Source organism: Halobacterium sp. NMX12-1, from assembly GCF_040435975.1.
Taxonomy (GTDB): Archaea; Halobacteriota; Halobacteria; order Halobacteriales; family Halobacteriaceae; genus Halobacterium; species Halobacterium hubeiense.
Genome location: NZ_CP159204.1, coordinates 89,256 through 106,023, shown reverse-complemented (window position 1 = coordinate 106,023; position 16,768 = coordinate 89,256). Strand labels below are relative to the sequence as shown.

Here is a 16,768-nt window from a genome sequence, read left to right as displayed (position 1 = left end):
AATTCGGCTGTCGGTGGTATGCACCAAGTCAGTAGGCGCAGGTGGCTCGCCGCGACGGCCACCGCGCTGACCGGCGGCGCGGGCTGTCTCGGCCTCGGCGGCAGCGACGAGCCCGTGACCGTCGGCTCGTTGCTCCCGCTCTCCGGCGAAGGAACGCTCGCGACGTTCGCGTCCCACCACGAGCGCGCAATCGACGCCGCCGTCGCAGACGTCAACGCGGCGGGCGGCATCCACGGCCGCACCGTCGTCCACCAGCCCGCAGACACCGCCGCGGACCCCGAAACCGCCGCGGACGCCTACCAGTCGCTGGTCGACGACGGCGCGGTCGCCATCGTCGGCGCGGTCCTCAGCAGCGTCACCACGTCGCTGGCCGACCGCCCCGCCGAGGACGGCGTGCTGATGCTCAGTCCGTCCAGCACCAGCCCCTCGCTGGCGTCCGCCGGCCGCACCGACGACGCCAAGTTCTTCGGCCGGACGTGCCCGAACGACCGCCAGCAGGCCGCCGCGATGGCGAAGATTCTCGACGACGCCCGGTACGCCGACGCCGACGACGCCACCGTCCTCTACGTCGACGACGCGTTCGGCGGTGCGCTCGTCGAGGGCCTCGAGAGCGCGACCGACACCACCGTCCGCGCGACGGTCCCGTTCGCGCCCTCTGACCCGAGCCCCGAGACCCGTGTCAGCGCCGCACTCAGCGGCGACCCCGACGCGGTCGTCTTCGTCGGGACGCCCGGCCCGTCGGCCGCCGTGCTGGACGAACTCGTGAGCGCGGACTACGACGGCGACGTCGTCGTCAGCGCCGGCATGTCCGTGGACGCGACCGACGACGACTACGCCGGCGTCTACACGCCGTCGGTGGCGTCCGCGCGCACCGTCGGCACCCAGCGGCTCCAGCGCGAGCTCTCTGACCTCCAGCCGCTGATGGCGTACACGACCAACGCCTACGACGCCGCGATGCTGACGGCGCTGGCCGGCGAGCGCGCCGACGACGTCTCCTCGACGGCCATCGCGAAGTCGCTTCGCGCGGTCGCCGGCGGCACCGGCCACTCCGTGAGCGTCGGCCAGTTCGACCGCGCGAGCACGCTGTTCGACGCCGGCCGCGAGGTGAACTACCGCGGCGCCTCCGGCGGCGTCGACCTCCAGCCGAACCTCGAACCGCTGTCGTCGTACCTCGTCGAGCGCGTCCAGTCCGGGAGCGTCCAGACGCTGGAGTTGCTCCAGCGGTCGTACTTCGGGGGTGACGGCGAGTGAGCGACCGCATCGACGGGCGCCTCGAACGCTTCCTCCCTGACCGGCTGCGCCGCAGCTACGCGCTGAAGTTCAACGCCCTCCTGCTGGCGGTCGTCCTCGTGCTCGCGGCCGCCGGCGGCGTCGTCCACCTCCAGACCCAGGAGACCGTCGGCGCCGACACGGAGGCCGACGTCTCCGGCATCGCCGACCAGCAGGCCGCCGCGCTCAACGACTGGGTGAGTCAGAAGCAGGCGACCACGCGGTTCATCGCCAACGACTTCGAGGGCGACGACGCGAACGCCAGCGCGCGCCTCGAACGCACGTTCGCGACGCTCCCGACGGACGTCTACTCCATCCACTACGTCGACTCGGCGGCCGGCGACGTCCTCGCCAGCACGGACGACGACCTCGCCGGCTCGACGGTCTCGCCCGACGACGCGCCGTGGCTGTCCACGCTCCGCGAGGGCGTCGGCGACGTGGCGCTCTCCGAGCCCTACGAGGCGGGCAGCGAGCCCGTTGTCGCGTTCTCGACGCCCGTCGGGGAGTCCGGGCGCGCGGTCGTGCTGACCGCGTCGCTGGCCGACCGCTCGCAGTCGTTCAACTCCCCCGAGGCGACCGGTGACGTGAAAGTCGTCGGCGGTGACGGGAACGTCGTCTTCGACAACCGCAACCGCGCGCTGCTGGAGCCGTACACGACCAGCGACGGCGCGCTCCCGAGCGGCGTCGAGACCGCGCGCGAGGGCGACACGACGTTCGCCGTCGTGAGCGAGCGCACCGGCATGGACGACGGCAACTACGCCACCGCGTACACGCCCGTCGTCGGCACGAACTGGGTGCTCGCGTACCACGTGCCGCGCGGCGACGCGTACGCGCTCCAGTCGCAGGTCACCACGAGCGTCGCGGCGCTGGTCGTCATCGCGCTTGTCGGCGTCGCCGCCGTCGGGCTGACCGTCGGGCGCCGCACGTCGAACGCGCTCGAAGCGGTCGCCGACCGCGCGAACGCCATCGCGGCCGGCCGCCTCGACGCCGACCTCCCCGAGACCCGCCGCGTCGACGAGGTCGGCCAGCTCGTCGGGTCGTTCCGCTCGATGCGGTCGTACTTGCGGACGGCCGCCGACCAGGCGGACGCGCTCGCCGCACAGGAGTTCGACGACGACGTCCTCGACGAGGACCTCCCGGGGTCGTTCGGCGACTCCCTCTCGGAGATGCACGAGCGCCTGGAGACGCTCATCACGGACATCGAGACCGCGCGCGCGGACGCCGAGCAGACCCGCGAGGAGGCCGAGCGCCTCAACGAGGAGCTGGAGGCGACCGCCGACGCGTTCAGCGAGGAGATGGCGGCCGCGGCGGACGGCGACCTCACGCGGCGCCTCGACCCGGACGCCGACAGCGAGGAGATGCAGGCCATCGCGGACGCGTTCAACGAGATGATGGACGACCTCGAGGGCACCATCCAGCGCGTGCGGGACATCGCGGACGCCGTCGACGACTCCAGCCGGGACGTCGCGACGAGCGCGGGCGAGATTCGGAACGCCAGCGAGCAGGTCAGCGACAGCGTGCAGGGCATCTCCGCGAGCGCGGAAACCCAACGCGAGAATCTCGACGAGGTCGGCGACGAGGTGACGTCGCTGTCCGCGACCGTCGAGGAAATCGCCGCCAGCGCCGACGACGTCGCCGCGACCGTCGACGAGGCGGCCGCGGAGGGCGAGCGCGGCGCCGAGCAGGCCGAAGCCGCGATGGCGGAACTGGACCGCATCGAGGCGACCGCCGACGACGCAATCGAGCGCGTCGAAGCCCTCGAAGACGCGGTCTCCTCCATCGGCGAGGTGACCGACGTCATCACGGACATCGCCGACCAGACGAACATGCTCGCGCTGAACGCGAACATCGAGGCCAGCCACGCCGATACCGACGGCGACGGGTTCGCGGTGGTCGCCGACGAGGTCAAGAGCCTCGCGGAGGAGACCAAAGACTCCGCCGCGGAAATCGCGGACCTCGTGGAGTCCGTCCGCGGCGAGGTCGACGACACCGTCGAGGACATGCACGAGCTCGGCGAGCGCGTGAACACGGGCAGCGAGACCATCGACGACGCGCTGTCGTCGCTCGACGACATCGTCGAGCGCGTCGAGACCGCGAACACGAGCGTGCAGTCCATCAACGAGGCGACCGACGAGCAGGCCGCCTCCACGGAGGAGGTCGTCACGATGACCGACGAGGTCAAGGACCTCAGCGACCAGACCGCCGAGGAAGCACAGGACGTCTCCGCCGCGGCCGAGGAGCAGACCGCCTCGGTCACGCAGGTCGCGGACCGCGCCGGCGACCTCGAGGACCGCGTCGAGGAGCTCAACGACCTCCTCGGCCAGTTCGAGGTTCGCGGCGAGTAGCCGGCTTCGCCAACGCTTAGGTGGCCGCGGCGCCTCGTCCCGGCCATGCTCGCACCGGAGGTCGAGACGACCGCCGAGGACATCGCGGAGATGGAAGTCCGGGGTGCCGCGACCATCGCGCGCGCCGCCGCGGAGGCGCTGGAGGCGCAGGCCCGCGACAGCGACGCCGACGCGCCCGCACAGTTCCGCGAGGAACTGCGGGCGGCCGCGCACCGCCTGCGGAACACCCGCCCCACGGCGGTCAGCCTGCCGAACGCGCTCCGCTACGTGCTCAACGAGGTCGAGGGGGACACCGTGGCGGCCCTCCGCGCGTCCACTGTCGAGGCCGCCGAGCGGTTCCGCGACCAGCTGGACCGCGCGCAGGACGACCTCGGCGCCATCGGTGCGAACCGCCTGCGGGACGGCGACACCATCATGACGCACTGCCACTCGACGGACGCGCTGGCGTGCGTCGAGGCCGCCCTCGACGACGGCAAGGAAATCGAGGCCGTCGTCAAGGAGACCCGTCCCCGAAAGCAGGGCCACATCACCGCCAAGCAGCTCCGCGAGTGGGACGTCCCGGTGACGATGGTCGTGGACAACGCCGCGCGGCGCTACCTCGACGACGTCGACCACGTGCTCGTGGGCGCGGACTCCATCGCCGCCGACGGCTCCGTCGTCAACAAAATCGGCACCAGCATGCTCGCGGTCTCCGCCCGCGAGCGCGGCGTCCCCGTGATGGTCGCCGCGCAGACGCTGAAGCTCCACCCGGACACCCTGACGGGCCACACCGTCGAAATCGAGATGCGCGACGAGACCGAAGTGCTCTCCGACGAGGAGCGCGCAGACGTCGGCGACGTGGACGTCGAGAACCCCGCGTTCGACGTGACGCCCCCGCGGTACGTGGACGCCATCGTCACCGAGCGCGGCCAGTTCCCGCCCGAGAGCGTCGTCACGCTGATGCGCGAGCAGTACGGCGAGGGCACCAGCGAGCCGTGGGCGGAGGAATAACAAGGTTTTCCGTCGGCGCGTCCACCCTCCCGGTATGGTCTTGCCCTCGGGGTTCGCGCCGCCGCCGCTCCCGTACCTGGTCGCCGTCGCCGCCGCGGTGCTGGCGGTCGGGTGGCTGCTCGTCCGCGAGTCGCCCCCCGTCACCGACCGCACGGTGCTGGCGTTCGCGCCGTGGATGGCGTTCGGCTCGACGCTGTACGTCTGCTTCCAGCTCGGCGTCTTCCCAGACGCCGTCGCGCCCTTCTTCGGCTCGCCGACCGTCTACGCGACGACGTTCGCCGCCGCGGGCGTGACGTGGCTCGCCGCGCGCCGCACCGCCCGCCCGCTGCTCGCGCTCGCGAGCGTCGGCGGCGCGCTCACCGTCTTCCCCGCGGCCGCGGCAGTCAACTACGGTCTCGCGAACGACACGCTGACGCTGGCGTGGCCGCTGGCCGCCGTCGCCGCCGCCGCGGTTCTCGGGCGCGTCGCGTGGTGGGTCGTCGAGCGACTGCGGCCTACAGACGCCGCCGCGGTCGGCGGCGCCGGCGCGCTCGCGGTGTTCGCGCACGTCCTCGACGGCACCTCCACCGCCGTCGGCGTGGACGTGCTCGGGTTCGGCGAGCAGACACCGCTGTCGGCCGCCATCATGCACTTCGCCGCCGACCTGCCGACCGCCTCGGTGCTCGGCGTCGGCTGGCTGTTCGTCCTCGTGAAGACCGTCCTCGGCGCCGCCGTCGTCCTCCTGCTCGCCGAGTACGTCCGCGAGGACCCCGCCGAGGGCAACCTCCTGCTCGCCGTGGTCACCGCGGTCGGGCTCGGCCCCGGCGCGCACAACGTCTTGCTGTTCGTCGCCGCGAATCCCGCAGGGTTTTAGCGCGGCCCCACTGACGACCCACGTATGGTTCGTGTCGTCGCCGCCGGCCACGTCAACTGGGACGTCACGCTCCGCGTCGACGCCCTCCCCGAGCCCGACGGCGAAGCCCGCATCGTCTCCCAGCGCCGCTCCGGGGGCGGGAGCGCCGCCAACGCCGCGGTCGCGCTCGCGGGCTTCGACGTCGACACCGGGCTCGTCGGGAGCGTCGGGGACGACGAGAACGGCCTGCTCGCGCGCCGCGAACTCGACCGCGTCGGCGTCGATCTCGACGGCCTCCGCGTCGTCGAGGACGCCGAGACGAGCGTGAAGTACCTCGTCGTGGACGGCGACGGCGAGGTGATGGTCTTGGGCAACGACGGCGCCAACGAGGCCGTCGCGCCCGCGGACGTCGATGCCGACTACGTTCGGGCCGCCGACCACGTCCACCTCACCAGCCAGCGCCCCGAGACCGCCACCCGTCTCGCCGAACTCGCCGCCGAATCCGGCGCCACGGTCTCGTTCGACCCCGGCCGCCGCCTCGACGAGCGCGACTACGCGGCGACCATCGAGCGCTGCGACGTCCTGTTCGTCAACGACCGCGAAGCCCTCGAAGTACTGGAGGAGGACGCCACGTACGCCGAGTCCGAGGTCGGCGACCGCGTCGTCGTCGTGAAACACGGCGCCGCGGGCGCGACCGTCCACACGCCCGACGCCTCCTTCGAACACCCCGGCTTCGACGTCGATCCCGTGGACACCACGGGCGCCGGCGACGCCTTCGCCGCCGGCTTCATCGCCGTCCTCCTCGACCACCCCGACGACTACGAGCGCGCGCTGGAGTTCGCCAACGCCTGCGGCGCGCTCGCGGCGCGAGCCGAGGGCGCCCGCACCGCGCCGACGTACCCGGAAGTCGAGGCGTTCCTCGACCGGCAGTTCTGACCCACGTTTAGGTGGGTGGCTTCCGTAGGTGGCGTCATGCCACTCCTCGCGGCGTTCCCCGACCGCGTGCTCTCGTTCGACGGCGCCCTCCAGACGGTTCGCTCCGGCGCCGTGCAGTGTCTCGACGCCGGCCCCTTCGGCGTCTACTGCGGGACCGGCGACGGCGTCTACCGCCAGTCCGACGCCGACCCGACAGAGTGGACGCGCGTCGCCGACGTCGGCGACGTGACCGCACTCGCCGTCCACGAGTCGGGCGTCTGGGCGGGGACCGAGCCGAGCGCGGTCTTCCACGCGCCCGACGGCGAGACGTTCGCGGGGTGCGGCGGCCTCACCGACCTCCCATCCAGTGACGACTGGGCGTTCCCGCCCCGTCCCTCCACCCACCACGTCCGCTGGCTCGAACCCACGGCCGACGCCCTCTACGTCGCCGTCGAAGCCGGCGCGCTCGTCCGGTCGCCCGACCGCGGCGAGACGTGGCGGGACCGCGTGCCGTCGGGGCCGTACGACACGCACTCGATGGCGACCCACGGCGACAGGCCGGACCTCGCGTACGCCGCGGCCGGCGACGGCTTCTACGTCACCGAGGACGGCGGCGACTCGTGGCACACCGAGGAGGGAGGGCTGGACCGCACGTACTGCTGGAGCGTCGCCTGCGACCCCGCCGACCCAGAGCGCGTGCTCGTCTCCGCCGCCAACGGCCCGCGCAGCGCTCACGACGCCGGCACCGCCAGCAGTGCGGTCTTCCGCAAAGCGGGCGTGGACGCCGACTGGGAGCGCTGTGACGGCCTCCCGGGACCGAACGGCCTGCTCGCGTCCGCCCTCGCCGCGACCGGGCCCGGAGAAGCCGTCGCGGCGACGAACCGCGGGCTGTTCGAGACCGACGACTGGGGCGCGTCGTGGACCGAAATCGAGACGGAGTGGCCCCCCGCGCTGGAATCCGAGCGGCCGCGTGGGCTAGTCGCTCGATGAACCGTCGGTGCGTCTGCTGGGACGCCTGAGAGCACGAAAAAACGACCGTCGTGTGGACCGATTATTCGCGTTCGGTCGCGGGGTCGTTCGGCGACCGGAACCCGAGTTTCGCTGCGAGCCGGCGGACCGCCGCCGGTGCCTTGTACGAACGATGTGGCTCCAGCTCGACGTCCCCGAACTCGTCGTCGGCCTCCCGAGGCTCGGTCATCGTTACAGCCTCGTCTACGCCGTCCATACTGTTAAACCTCCGGCGACAGCCAGCAGCAGCACGCCCACCAACAGCGAGGCCTGCGTGACGAAGAGGTAGTAGCCGTTCTTCTCGTTGACGAGTTGCATCTGTGCAATCCACCGGTTGTAGCCTTCGAGCAGTTCGCGTCGCCACGCCCGTTCGGAGATGGTCTCGTTCAGTACGGCGGTCCGGTACTGGGCGCTGATTCCGGGTTCGGGCGCCGAAATGGAGTACGTCAGCACACCCGAGACCATCGTCGCGAGCAACACCGCCACGCCGGCGCCTGCCGTGACCTGCACCGACAACGGCGGCGACACTCCCCGGTTGCCGGCGATGCTCGCGGCCGAGACGACGAGCCCGACGATGATGACTGCGGTGCGTACCGTCCAGATAGCCTTGTCGTCGATGTCCTCCAGGATGTCGATTTCGTGGTCCAACACGGCTCGGGACTCCTCGCAGGCCGACCGGAGCGTCGCCGTGGAGTCCGGCTTCTCCGCCATCGTGGTCTCCGGTTCCCTCGTCTCGGTACAAAAAGTTCGACCGGCGACCCGCCGCGCCGCGCGCTGACCGCAATCCCCGCTCTTTTTCTCCGCGAGCGTCGAAGTTCCGGGCATGGCAAAACAGCCCCACTTGCTCGTCGAGGAAGGCGACGTCCACGACATCGCGTTGCTGCCCGGCGACCCGGGCCGCGTGGACCGCATCGCCGACCACTGCGACGACAGCGAGGTCGTCGCGCAGAACCGCGAGTACAAGGTCGTCAACGCCACCTACGAGGGCGTCGACCTCACCATCTCCTCGACCGGCATCGGCTGCCCCTCGGCGGCCATCGCCGTCGAAGAGCTCTCCCGCGTGGGCGTCGAGACGTTCCTCCGCGTCGGTACCATCGGCGCCCTGCAGGAGGACATCGAGGTCGGCGACATGATCGTCGCCACCGGCGCCGCCAAGGAGGAGGGCACGAGCAAGCGCTACGAGTCCGAAGTCTACCCCGCGGTCCCGGACTACGGCGCGCTCACCAGCCTCGTGCAGGCCGCCGAGGACAACGACGAGGAAGTCCATGTAGGGCCGATTGTGAGCGACGACGCGTTCTACAACGAGGACGAGGACTTCGTCGAGGACTGGAACGACGCCGGCCTGCTCGCCGTCGAGATGGAGGCCGCGACCGTGTTCTCGCTGGCGCGCCGCAAGGGCCTCGCCGCGGGCGCCATCTGTACCGTGGACGGCAACCTCGTCGCCGGCACCCAGAAGGGCGCGGACAGCGACGACGAACTCCCCGAGAAGGCGAAGAACAACGTCGCGCGCGCCATCGACATCTCGCTGGACGCCGTGACGCGGCTGGCGTAGGACAGCCGAAACACCCAACTGCCGGGGCCGCCGACTCGGTGGACATGTTCTCGGAGTTGCGCCGGCGGCTCGCGGCGGCCCGGCGGCGAGCCGCCCGCGTCGAGCGCCGCGAACTCCGCTCGTTCCGGAAGTGGCTGGAGACGACGAACAACCTCCTCCACGCCTCGGTCCTGCTGTTCGTCCCGCTGCTCGTCGGGCTCGTGACCCTGTTGGCGAACACGGTCGGCGCGGTGTCGTTCCTGCTGTTCCCGCCGCTGGCTTCCGGGACGTACACGCTGTTCTCTGAGCCCGAAGGCCGGTACTCTGACCCGCGCACGTTCGTCGGCGGGCTGACCGTCGGCGCGCTCTGTGGCTGGGCGGCCGTCGAGGTCGCGGCCTACGCCTACGGCGTCCCGACGGCGTCGCTGGGGGTGAACGCCGGCGCGGCCGCACTCGGCGTCTTCCTCACCGGCGGCGCGACGTGGGCGCTGGACCTCGAACTCCCGACCGCGTTCTCGACGGCGCTGCTCGTGCTCATCACGGGCACCGCGCAGTTCGCGTACGTCGCCGGCGTCGCGCTGTCGTCGTCGCTGGTCGCCATCGTGTTCGCGGTGTGGCGCCGCGAGGTCTACGAGGAGCGCGCCCGCTACCTCTACCGCACCACGGAGGCCGACGACCACGTCGTCGTGCCGATGCGCGGGGAGACGGCCGAGCAGACCGCGATGCTGGGCGCGCGCATCGCGGCCGCCCACGACGCCGGGAAGGTCGTCCTGCTGGACGTCGTGGACGACGAGGAAATCGCGGCCGCCGAGCGCGAGTGCATCGCGGGCGAGGGCGAGAACGCCGACTCGACGGCGGAGGAGCGGGCGGCCGACGCCGCCGCGCGCGACCTCGAACGGCAGGCCGCGCGCATCGAGACGACCGTCGGCGTCCCCTGCGACGTGGCCGTCGCCGTCGAGAACGGCAACCCCGCGGGGACGGTGCTCTCGACCGCCGAGGAGGCGAACTGCGACCTCGTCGTGACGCCGTTCGAGTGCGACGAGGACGGCGCGCTGACCCCGTACCTCCGCGCGCTGTTCGGCAGCGACGTCGACGTGGTCGCGCTCCAGTCCACTGGCGAGCGCACGCGCTGGAAGCGCATCATGGTCCCCGTCCGCAGCGCCTCCGACGTGGCCCACGCGATGCTGGACTACGCCGAGCGCCTCGCCGGCGGCAACGGCTCCATCAGCGTCTGCTCCTGTATCGACGCCGAGCGCGAGCGCCGCCGCACCGAGTCGATGCTCGCCAACCTCACCGAAACCGTGGGCACGCGCTGCGAGACGCGGGTCTCGCGGTCGTCAATCGAGGAGTTCGTCGAGCGCAACGACGCCCACTACGACCTCGTGTTCCTCGGCGCGAGCACCGACCGCTCGGCCGCCTCGAAGTTCTTCTCGCGGCCGACCTACGAGCGCGTCCGCGACCTCGACACGGACATCGCCATCGTCCACACGGCGTGACCCGACCCACCGCTATTCGAGGTCGGCGGCCTCCTCCTCGGCGTGCTCGTCGCCGAGCGCGGAGCGCGCGAGCAGCCGCCCGCCGATGACCGCGGGACTGATGACCGTGTCCGCGCCCGCGCGGCGCAGCTTCGGCTCGTTCTCCTGCTCGGTGGCGGCGGCGACCACGCGCACGTCCGGGTAGGTCTCGCGGACCGTGAGTATCGCGAGCGCGTCCTCGCCGTCGTCGTTCGTGGCGGTGACGACCGCTCGCGCGCGCTCGATGCCGGCGCGGTCCAGCGTCTTCTCGTCGGTCGGGTCGCCGGCGAGCACGTCGATGTCGCGGTCGCGGAGCTCCGACGTGTCGGTGCCGCCGCGCGCCACCACGAGGAACTGCCGGCCGCTGGCCGCGAGTTCGGTCAGAATCGGTTCCGTCAGGTCGCCGTAGCCCGCGACGACGACGTGGCCGTCGAGGGACTCTAGGTCGCTCTGTGTCATGCGTCCGAGTGCGCTCGCGAACCGGGCTTCCAGCGCGGGGCCGAGCAGCGCGCCGAGCGCGACGGCAAAACTCGCGGTGCCGAGCACGAGCACGGACAGCGAGAACAGCCGCGCCTCCTGCGTGACCGGGGTGACGTCGCCGTAGCCGACGGTGCTGGACGTGACGAGCGTGTAGTAGAACGCGTCCAGCATCGTGTTCACGCCCGTGAACCCGCGCTCGCCGCGGAGCGCCCACGTGCCGATGGTGCCGTACGCCTGCACGCCGGCGAGCGCGCCGCCCGCCGCCAGTTGGCTCGTAGACAGCGAAATCGGCTCGTCGAAGCGGCTGCGCGCGACCGCGAGCACGGGGAACGCGACGACCGACAGCACCACCAGCGGCACCGAGTACGGCGTCGCCTGCACGAGCCCCTGGCCGGCGGTAATCGGGAGCAACACCAGCGTCGAGTACCACGCCACGCGCAGGCCGCGGCGCAGCCCGAACGCGCTCATCACCATCAGGAACCCCGTCAGCGAGCCCGTGAACCCCGCGGTCTGACTGATTGCGGGCGGGATGTACTGCGCCACCGGCCCGAAGTTCGCGGTCGGGTCCACGATGCCGAGGATGCCGACGCCGACCGACAGCGCGGCGACCGCGAGGGTCAACGCGACGGCAACCCGGCCGGTCACCCGCTTCGCGCCCGGTACGTCCATGTCACCACGGGCGTGGTCGCCCGCCTTAAACACGGCGGCACGCGTCGGTAGCGTTTTGTCCCGGGCGGGAGTGCCGGGAGGTATGACCTCCGCTCCCGTGCAAGCGCTGCACGGCATCTACCTCGGACTGCTGGCCGGCGTGATTCCCGCGCTGGTGTCGTTCGGGTTCGGGTTCATCTTCCGGTACGTCACCGGCCTCTCCGTGCCCGCGTTCGGTGTCGTCGTGCTGGGCGTCGCGCTCGCCGGCGTCAACGGCGGCTTCCTCGCGTTCGCGGACCCCACAATCACGCAGGCCGCGAACTCCACGACGCTGGTCGTAGCGCTGCTGGTGGTCGCGATGCTGACCTTCTACACGCACTCGGTCGGCGACAAGATGGGCGCGACGCTCCCGCGCCGCATCAGCCTGAAGTCGCTGCGCGAGCGCACGCTCCACACCGACGCCATCGAACTCGTCGGCGGCCGCAACGAGGTCGCGGTGAGCGTCGTCGGCGGCGTCCGCGACCTCGAAGGCTACCCGCCGCTCCCGGAGTCGCTGCGCGCGTCGATTCGGGACGCCGAGTGGCGCTTCCCCGCGGACCTCCCGCTCTCGGAGCTGGAGGGGCGGTTCGTCGATCGCCTGCGCTCGGACTTCGATGTCGAGGAGGCGTCCGTCACCGTCGACGAGCACGGCCGCGCGACCGTCGCCGCGGCGCCGCCCGCCGCCGGCGTCTCCAAGCGCACGCCGGTCGGGAAACGCGCGGTGTCGGTGCCCGCGCTCGTCCCTACGGGCATCGCGCGCGGCGACGAAGTATCGGTGCTGGCGGGCGACTCCCGCGTGGACGGCACCGTCGTCTCCGCGAAGTCCGGCGGGAAGCCCGCGGCGGAACCGACCGCGCCCGTCGACGACGACGAACCCGAGGACGCCGAGCCGTCCGCGAAGCCCGCGCCGACGACGACCGGCGGCGAGGGACGGGTCACCGTCGCCGTCCAGCGCCCCGACGCGGAGGCGCTGCTCGCCGCCGACCGCACGCGCATCGTCGTGCGCGCCCGCGGCACGCGCCGCGAGTACGAACTGCTCGGGCTGTTGCGCCGCGGCGGCCAGCGCGTCCGCCGGCTCACGCTGCGCGCGGACGCGCCAGTCGTGGACGCCACGCTCGGCGAGGTGAACCTCCGGGAGACGTACGGCGTCACCGTGCTGGCGGTCCGCCACGACGGCTCGTGGACGGTCGCCCCGAGCGGCGACGTGGCGCTGGCGGCCGGTGACGAGCTGTTCGTCGCCGGGCCGCGCCGCGAACTCGACGCCTTCGAGGAGGTGGCGAAGTGATGCCGGTGTCGCCGACCGAGCTCGCGCAGGGCGGCGGCGTCATCCTCGCGGCGGGGCTGGCGGTCGGCGTCCTCACGGTGGCGTTCCGGTGGTACTTCCGGCAGGAGCTCCCGTTCGGCGTGGCGATGCTCGTGGACGTCTCCGTGGTCGCGTTCTACCTCAACACGCGGGTCGCGCTCGGGCAGGCCATCGCGGGCGAGATGGACGTGCTGTCGCTGGAAGCGGTCGTGTTCAACCTCGCCGTGTTCGGCGCGGCGGTGCTGGTCGCGCCCGCCGCGCGCCGCGCCGGCGACCGCGCCGGCGTCCAGATTCTGGCGGCGACCGGCGTCCGCGAACTCGAAGGCGAGGTCGGCCGGCTCGTCAAGGCCGTCGGCCGCGCGGTCGCGGTCGAACTCCCCGAGGACATCGCGGACATCGAGGGCTACGACCCGGTCGGCGACGACGTCAAAGCGGAGCTGGCCGGGAAGACGCTCATCTTCCCGCGCCGGCTCACCGTCGAGGAGCTCCGCGAGCGCGTCGTCACCCGCCTCAAGGACGACTACGACGTCGGCTACGTGGACGTCGAACTCGCCGACGACGGCACCGCGACGTACCTCGCGCTCGGCAGCCGCACTGCCGGCATCGGGCCGACGCTCCCGCCCGGAACCGCGGCCGTCGCGGTGCGCGCGGACCCGCCGAACGCCGCCGGCCCCGGCGACCTCGTGCAGGTGTGGCGGCCGCGCACCGACGAGCAGCCGGCCGAGCGCGTCGCCACCGCCGAGATTCGCGCGACCCACGAGGACACCGTGACGCTGTCACTGGACGAGTACGACGCTCGCAATCTCGCGGGCGGCGACTACCGGCTGCTCACGCTGCCGTACGAGCCGGGCGCGGACCGCCAGTTCGCGTCCCTGCTGCGGGCCGCCGACGAGACGATGGTCGTCGTCACGGTCGCCGCGGGGAGCGCGCTCGACGGCGCGGCCGTCGAGACCGTCGAGGGCACCGTCGTCGCGGTCCGCGGCGACGCCGGCGTGGACGCTATCCCGAGCGCGTCCCGCGTGCTGGCCGCGGGCGACACGCTCTACGTGGTCGCGCGGCCGGACGTCGCGCGCCGCGTGGACGCCGCCGCGGCCGTCGCCGAGGAGCCGGCCGACGAGTCGCCGAGCCAGTAGCACGCCCTGCCGACCCCGTAGCACCTATGCGTCGCCGCCGCCCAGTGTCGTGCATGGAGTGGAAGCTGTTCGCGGACCTCGCGGAGGTCGGCGGCGACCGCCGAATCACCGTCGACGAGTCGGCCCAGACGGTCGGCGACGCCCTCGACGCGTTGCTCGCCGACCGCCCCGCCCTCCGGGACCGCGTGCTGACCGACGACGGCGACGTCCACGAGCACATCAACGTCCTGCGCAACGGCGAGAACGTCGCCCACGACGACGGCCTCGACACGGAGCTGGACTCGGGCGACGAGCTCGCGCTGTTCCCGCCGGTGAGCGGCGGCTGATGTTCACCATCGCCCACCGCGGGTTCGCCGGCGTCGCGCCCGAGAACACCGCGGCGGCGGTCCGCGTCGCCCGCGAGCGCGCCGACGGCATCGAGGTGGACGTCCAGCCCGCGGCCGACGGTACGCCCGTCGTGTTCCACGACCAGCGCCTCGACGGCGAGGGGGACTCCCGGGGCGTCACCGACGCCGAGGGGTTCGTCTGGGACGCCGACCCCGAGACGCTCGCGGCCGCGGACGTGCTCGGGAGCGGCGAGGGCGTGCCGACGCTGGCCGACGTCGCCGCCCTCGTGCCGGCGGGCGTGGAGTTCCACGTCGAACTGAAGAACCCCGGCAGCGAGGACGCCCGCCTCGGCCTCTCCGGGCCGGACGCGGCGGCGTGGCGGCCGTTCGTCGAGGCCGTCGCGGACGCGCTCGGGGACTGCGACGCGCCGGTCGTGCTCTCCTCCTTCTTCGACGGCGCGCTCGAAGCCGCCACCGAAGTCCTGCCGGACACCCCGCGCGCGGCGCTGTGTCTGGACACGGACCGCGGGCTCACGCGCGCCAGCGAGTTCGACTGCCGCGCGCTCCACGCGCCCGTCGATGGCCTCAACGAAGCCCTGGTCGACCACGCGCACCGCGACGGTCGCACCGTCAACGCGTGGACGGTCACGGACTGGCAGGACGCCGTTGCCTGCGCCGACGCCGGCGTGGACGGCGTCATCGCCGACTACCCGGGCGTCGCCGACTACGCCGGCGACCCGGCGCGGCTCGCGTAGTCAGTCCACGGACTGCTCGAACCCGCGGATGGCGCGGTCGCTGCCCGCGACGAACACCTCGTCGCCGGCCTCGATTGCGGCGGCCTGATTCGTGCTCACCGCGCCGTCGTGGACGATGCCGACGACCGTCCAGCCCTTCTGTGGGTCGCTGGCCGTCGCGACCGTCTGCCCGGCGAACGGCGACGCGTCCGCGCGCACGAGCCGAATCTGGCTCACCGGGTCCATCACGCGCTCCCCGTGGACTTCCGCGGCGACGAGGCGCGCGCTCACGCGCTGGACGGAGAGCACGTAGTCGGCGCCCGCGCGGAACGCCGCCGTCGCCTTCTCCGTGTCCGTCACGCGGACCAGAATCTCCACGTCGTCGGACAGCGAGCGCGCCATCGCGACGGTCAGCAGCGCGGTCGCGTCGTCGTTCACCGTGACGACCAGCGCCGTCGCGTCCGCGACGTTCGCGGCCTCCAGCGTCTCCGGCTCGGTCGCGTCCCCGACGACGTCGGGATTCGCCTCCGGGGACTCGTCGACAGTCGTCACCGACACGTCGTCGGGCAGCGCCTCGACGGCCGCCGCGCCGCCCTCGCCGAGTCCGCCGACGACGACCCGGGAGTGCTCGCGCACGCGAGAGCGCTGGACGCCCGCGATTTCGCCCGCGACCTCGTCGATGACGGCGGCCGGCCCCGCGACGACGAGCACGGTGTTCGGCGTGAGGCGCTCGTCGGGCGACGGCGGCATCCGGAGTTCGCCGTCGAACCAGCCCGCGACCAGCGTCAGCTCGGGGTGGCTGGCGAGCGGCGACTCGCGGACGCGGACGCCGTGCAGCGGGCTGTCCCGGCGCACCAGAATCTCCCGGACGGCGACCTCCTCGGACGCGCCCTCGCCGACCGCGACCGGCGTCGTCGCCTTCTCCGCGAGGCGCTGGCCGATGAGCGCGTGCGGCGCGACGCTGCGATCGACGCCGACCTCCGCGAGCGCCGCCTTCCGCCGGGTCGAGGCCGTGAAGCTCACGACACGGAGGCTCTCGTTGTGCTCCAGCGCGGTCAACACGACGCTGGCCGTCCGGTCGTCGGTGTCCGTGATGAGCACGTCCGCCTTCCCGATGCTCGCGCGCTGCAGGTCCTCGCTGTCCTCCGGGTCGCCGTCGATAGCCTGGTAGCCGTCGTCGGAGAGCCGCACGGCCTCCTCGCGGTCGGACTCCACGAGCACGTAGTCGACGTCCAGCGCCTCCAGCTCGTCCAGCAGCACCTCGCTGTCGCGGCGGTACTCCGCGACGACGACGTGGCCGTCCTTGACCGTGAGCTGGTCGTCGAGGTTGACGGGCGTGCGCTCGAACAGCGGGATGACGAGCACGCGCAGCGTCACGAACCCGACGGCGACGCCCGAGACCTGCATCCCCGCGACGAAGAGGTTCATCCACGGCGTCTCCCACGGCGAGTCCGCGCCGAACCCGGTCGTCGTCATCACCTCGATGACCGTGTTGAACGCCTGGTACGGCGACCGCGGGCGCGCCTCCAGCGCGGCCATCCCCCAGTAGTAGAGGCCCGTGAACACGAGCACGACCGAGACGAGGCCGCCGGCGTACGCGAGAATCAGCCGCTGGCGGTACGTCAAGTCCGCCGGGTCCAGCGAGATGCCGCGGAGTTCGCGCATTCGAGTGCCCGGGGCTACCGCCCCCGGCGACAAAAC

Annotated in this window: 16 protein-coding genes; 12 read left to right on the top strand and 4 right to left on the bottom strand. The window is 72.5% G+C overall.

What is annotated here, in order from left to right; all coding sequences use genetic code 11:
• The first annotated feature begins 18 nt into the window (after positions 1-18).
• The 6 genes from ABSL23_RS01815 to ABSL23_RS01790 are packed head-to-tail and all read left to right on the top strand — an operon-like array spanning position 19 to position 7,341.
• Complete coding sequence (locus ABSL23_RS01815; protein ID WP_353634535.1) at positions 19-1,251, top strand: ABC transporter substrate-binding protein; 1,233 nt, start codon at positions 19-21, stop codon at positions 1,249-1,251.
• Positions 1,248-3,614: a methyl-accepting chemotaxis protein gene (locus ABSL23_RS01810; RefSeq protein WP_353634534.1), complete on the top strand. Its 2,367-nt coding sequence runs from the start codon at positions 1,248-1,250 to the stop codon at positions 3,612-3,614. The genes ABSL23_RS01815 and ABSL23_RS01810 overlap by 4 nt, the downstream gene beginning before the upstream one ends.
• 45 nt (positions 3,615-3,659) lie before the next feature.
• Positions 3,660-4,604, top strand: coding sequence for a ribose 1,5-bisphosphate isomerase (locus ABSL23_RS01805; protein ID WP_353634533.1), 945 nt, complete (start codon positions 3,660-3,662; stop codon positions 4,602-4,604).
• A gap of 34 nt (positions 4,605-4,638) precedes the next feature.
• Positions 4,639-5,457 (top strand): DUF63 family protein, encoded by an 819-nt coding sequence (locus ABSL23_RS01800; protein WP_353634532.1) that lies wholly within the window; start codon positions 4,639-4,641, stop codon positions 5,455-5,457.
• A gap of 24 nt (positions 5,458-5,481) precedes the next feature.
• Complete coding sequence (locus ABSL23_RS01795; RefSeq protein WP_353634531.1) at positions 5,482-6,372, top strand: carbohydrate kinase family protein; 891 nt, start codon at positions 5,482-5,484, stop codon at positions 6,370-6,372.
• A 36-nt stretch (positions 6,373-6,408) separates the two neighbouring features.
• Positions 6,409-7,341, top strand: a complete 933-nt coding sequence (locus ABSL23_RS01790) for a hypothetical protein (RefSeq protein ID WP_353634530.1) — start codon at positions 6,409-6,411, stop codon at positions 7,339-7,341.
• 61 nt (positions 7,342-7,402) lie between these two features.
• On the opposite strand, the gene ABSL23_RS01785 is transcribed toward ABSL23_RS01790, so the two are convergent.
• Together ABSL23_RS01785 and ABSL23_RS01780 are read right to left on the bottom strand one after the other, a co-directional pair.
• Positions 7,403-7,576: a hypothetical protein gene (locus tag ABSL23_RS01785; protein ID WP_353634529.1), complete on the bottom strand. Its 174-nt coding sequence runs from the start codon at positions 7,574-7,576 to the stop codon at positions 7,403-7,405.
• Positions 7,564-8,070, bottom strand: a complete 507-nt coding sequence (locus ABSL23_RS01780; protein WP_353634528.1) for a hypothetical protein — start codon at positions 8,068-8,070, stop codon at positions 7,564-7,566. Before ABSL23_RS01780 ends, ABSL23_RS01785 begins: the two co-directional genes overlap by 13 nt.
• 112 nt (positions 8,071-8,182) lie before the next feature.
• Here ABSL23_RS01780 and ABSL23_RS01775 point away from each other — a divergent pair, with 112 nt between their 5' ends.
• Positions 8,183-8,911 (top strand): nucleoside phosphorylase, encoded by a 729-nt coding sequence (locus ABSL23_RS01775; RefSeq protein ID WP_353634527.1) that lies wholly within the window; start codon positions 8,183-8,185, stop codon positions 8,909-8,911.
• Between the two features lie 44 nt (positions 8,912-8,955).
• Positions 8,956-10,386, top strand: coding sequence for an HPP family protein (locus ABSL23_RS01770; RefSeq protein ID WP_353634526.1), 1,431 nt, complete (start codon positions 8,956-8,958; stop codon positions 10,384-10,386).
• A gap of 12 nt (positions 10,387-10,398) precedes the next feature.
• Here the strand turns inward: ABSL23_RS01770 and ABSL23_RS01765 are convergent, their stop codons facing one another.
• Positions 10,399-11,553, bottom strand: a complete 1,155-nt coding sequence (locus ABSL23_RS01765; protein ID WP_059057564.1) for an NAD-binding protein — start codon at positions 11,551-11,553, stop codon at positions 10,399-10,401.
• 82 nt (positions 11,554-11,635) lie between these two features.
• Between ABSL23_RS01765 and ABSL23_RS01760 the strand changes: the two genes are divergently transcribed.
• The 4 genes from ABSL23_RS01760 to ABSL23_RS01745 are packed head-to-tail and all read left to right on the top strand — an operon-like array spanning position 11,636 to position 15,088.
• A complete protein-coding gene (locus ABSL23_RS01760; protein ID WP_353634525.1) occupies positions 11,636-12,856 on the top strand; it encodes a TrkA C-terminal domain-containing protein in 1,221 nt (406 codons plus the stop codon).
• Positions 12,856-14,007 (top strand): potassium transporter TrkA, encoded by a 1,152-nt coding sequence (locus tag ABSL23_RS01755; protein ID WP_353634524.1) that lies wholly within the window; start codon positions 12,856-12,858, stop codon positions 14,005-14,007. Before ABSL23_RS01760 ends, ABSL23_RS01755 begins: the two co-directional genes overlap by 1 nt.
• Positions 14,008-14,060: 53 nt before the next feature.
• On the top strand, positions 14,061-14,333 hold the full coding sequence (locus ABSL23_RS01750; protein ID WP_059057561.1) for a ubiquitin-like small modifier protein 1: 273 nt from the start codon (positions 14,061-14,063) through the stop codon (positions 14,331-14,333).
• On the top strand, positions 14,333-15,088 hold the full coding sequence (locus ABSL23_RS01745; protein WP_353634523.1) for a glycerophosphodiester phosphodiesterase: 756 nt from the start codon (positions 14,333-14,335) through the stop codon (positions 15,086-15,088). Before ABSL23_RS01750 ends, ABSL23_RS01745 begins: the two co-directional genes overlap by 1 nt.
• Here ABSL23_RS01745 and ABSL23_RS01740 read toward each other — a convergent pair whose 3' ends face one another.
• A complete protein-coding gene (locus ABSL23_RS01740) occupies positions 15,089-16,732 on the bottom strand; it encodes an NAD-binding protein (RefSeq protein ID WP_353634522.1) in 1,644 nt (547 codons plus the stop codon).
• Between the last annotated feature and the right edge of the window lie 36 nt (positions 16,733-16,768).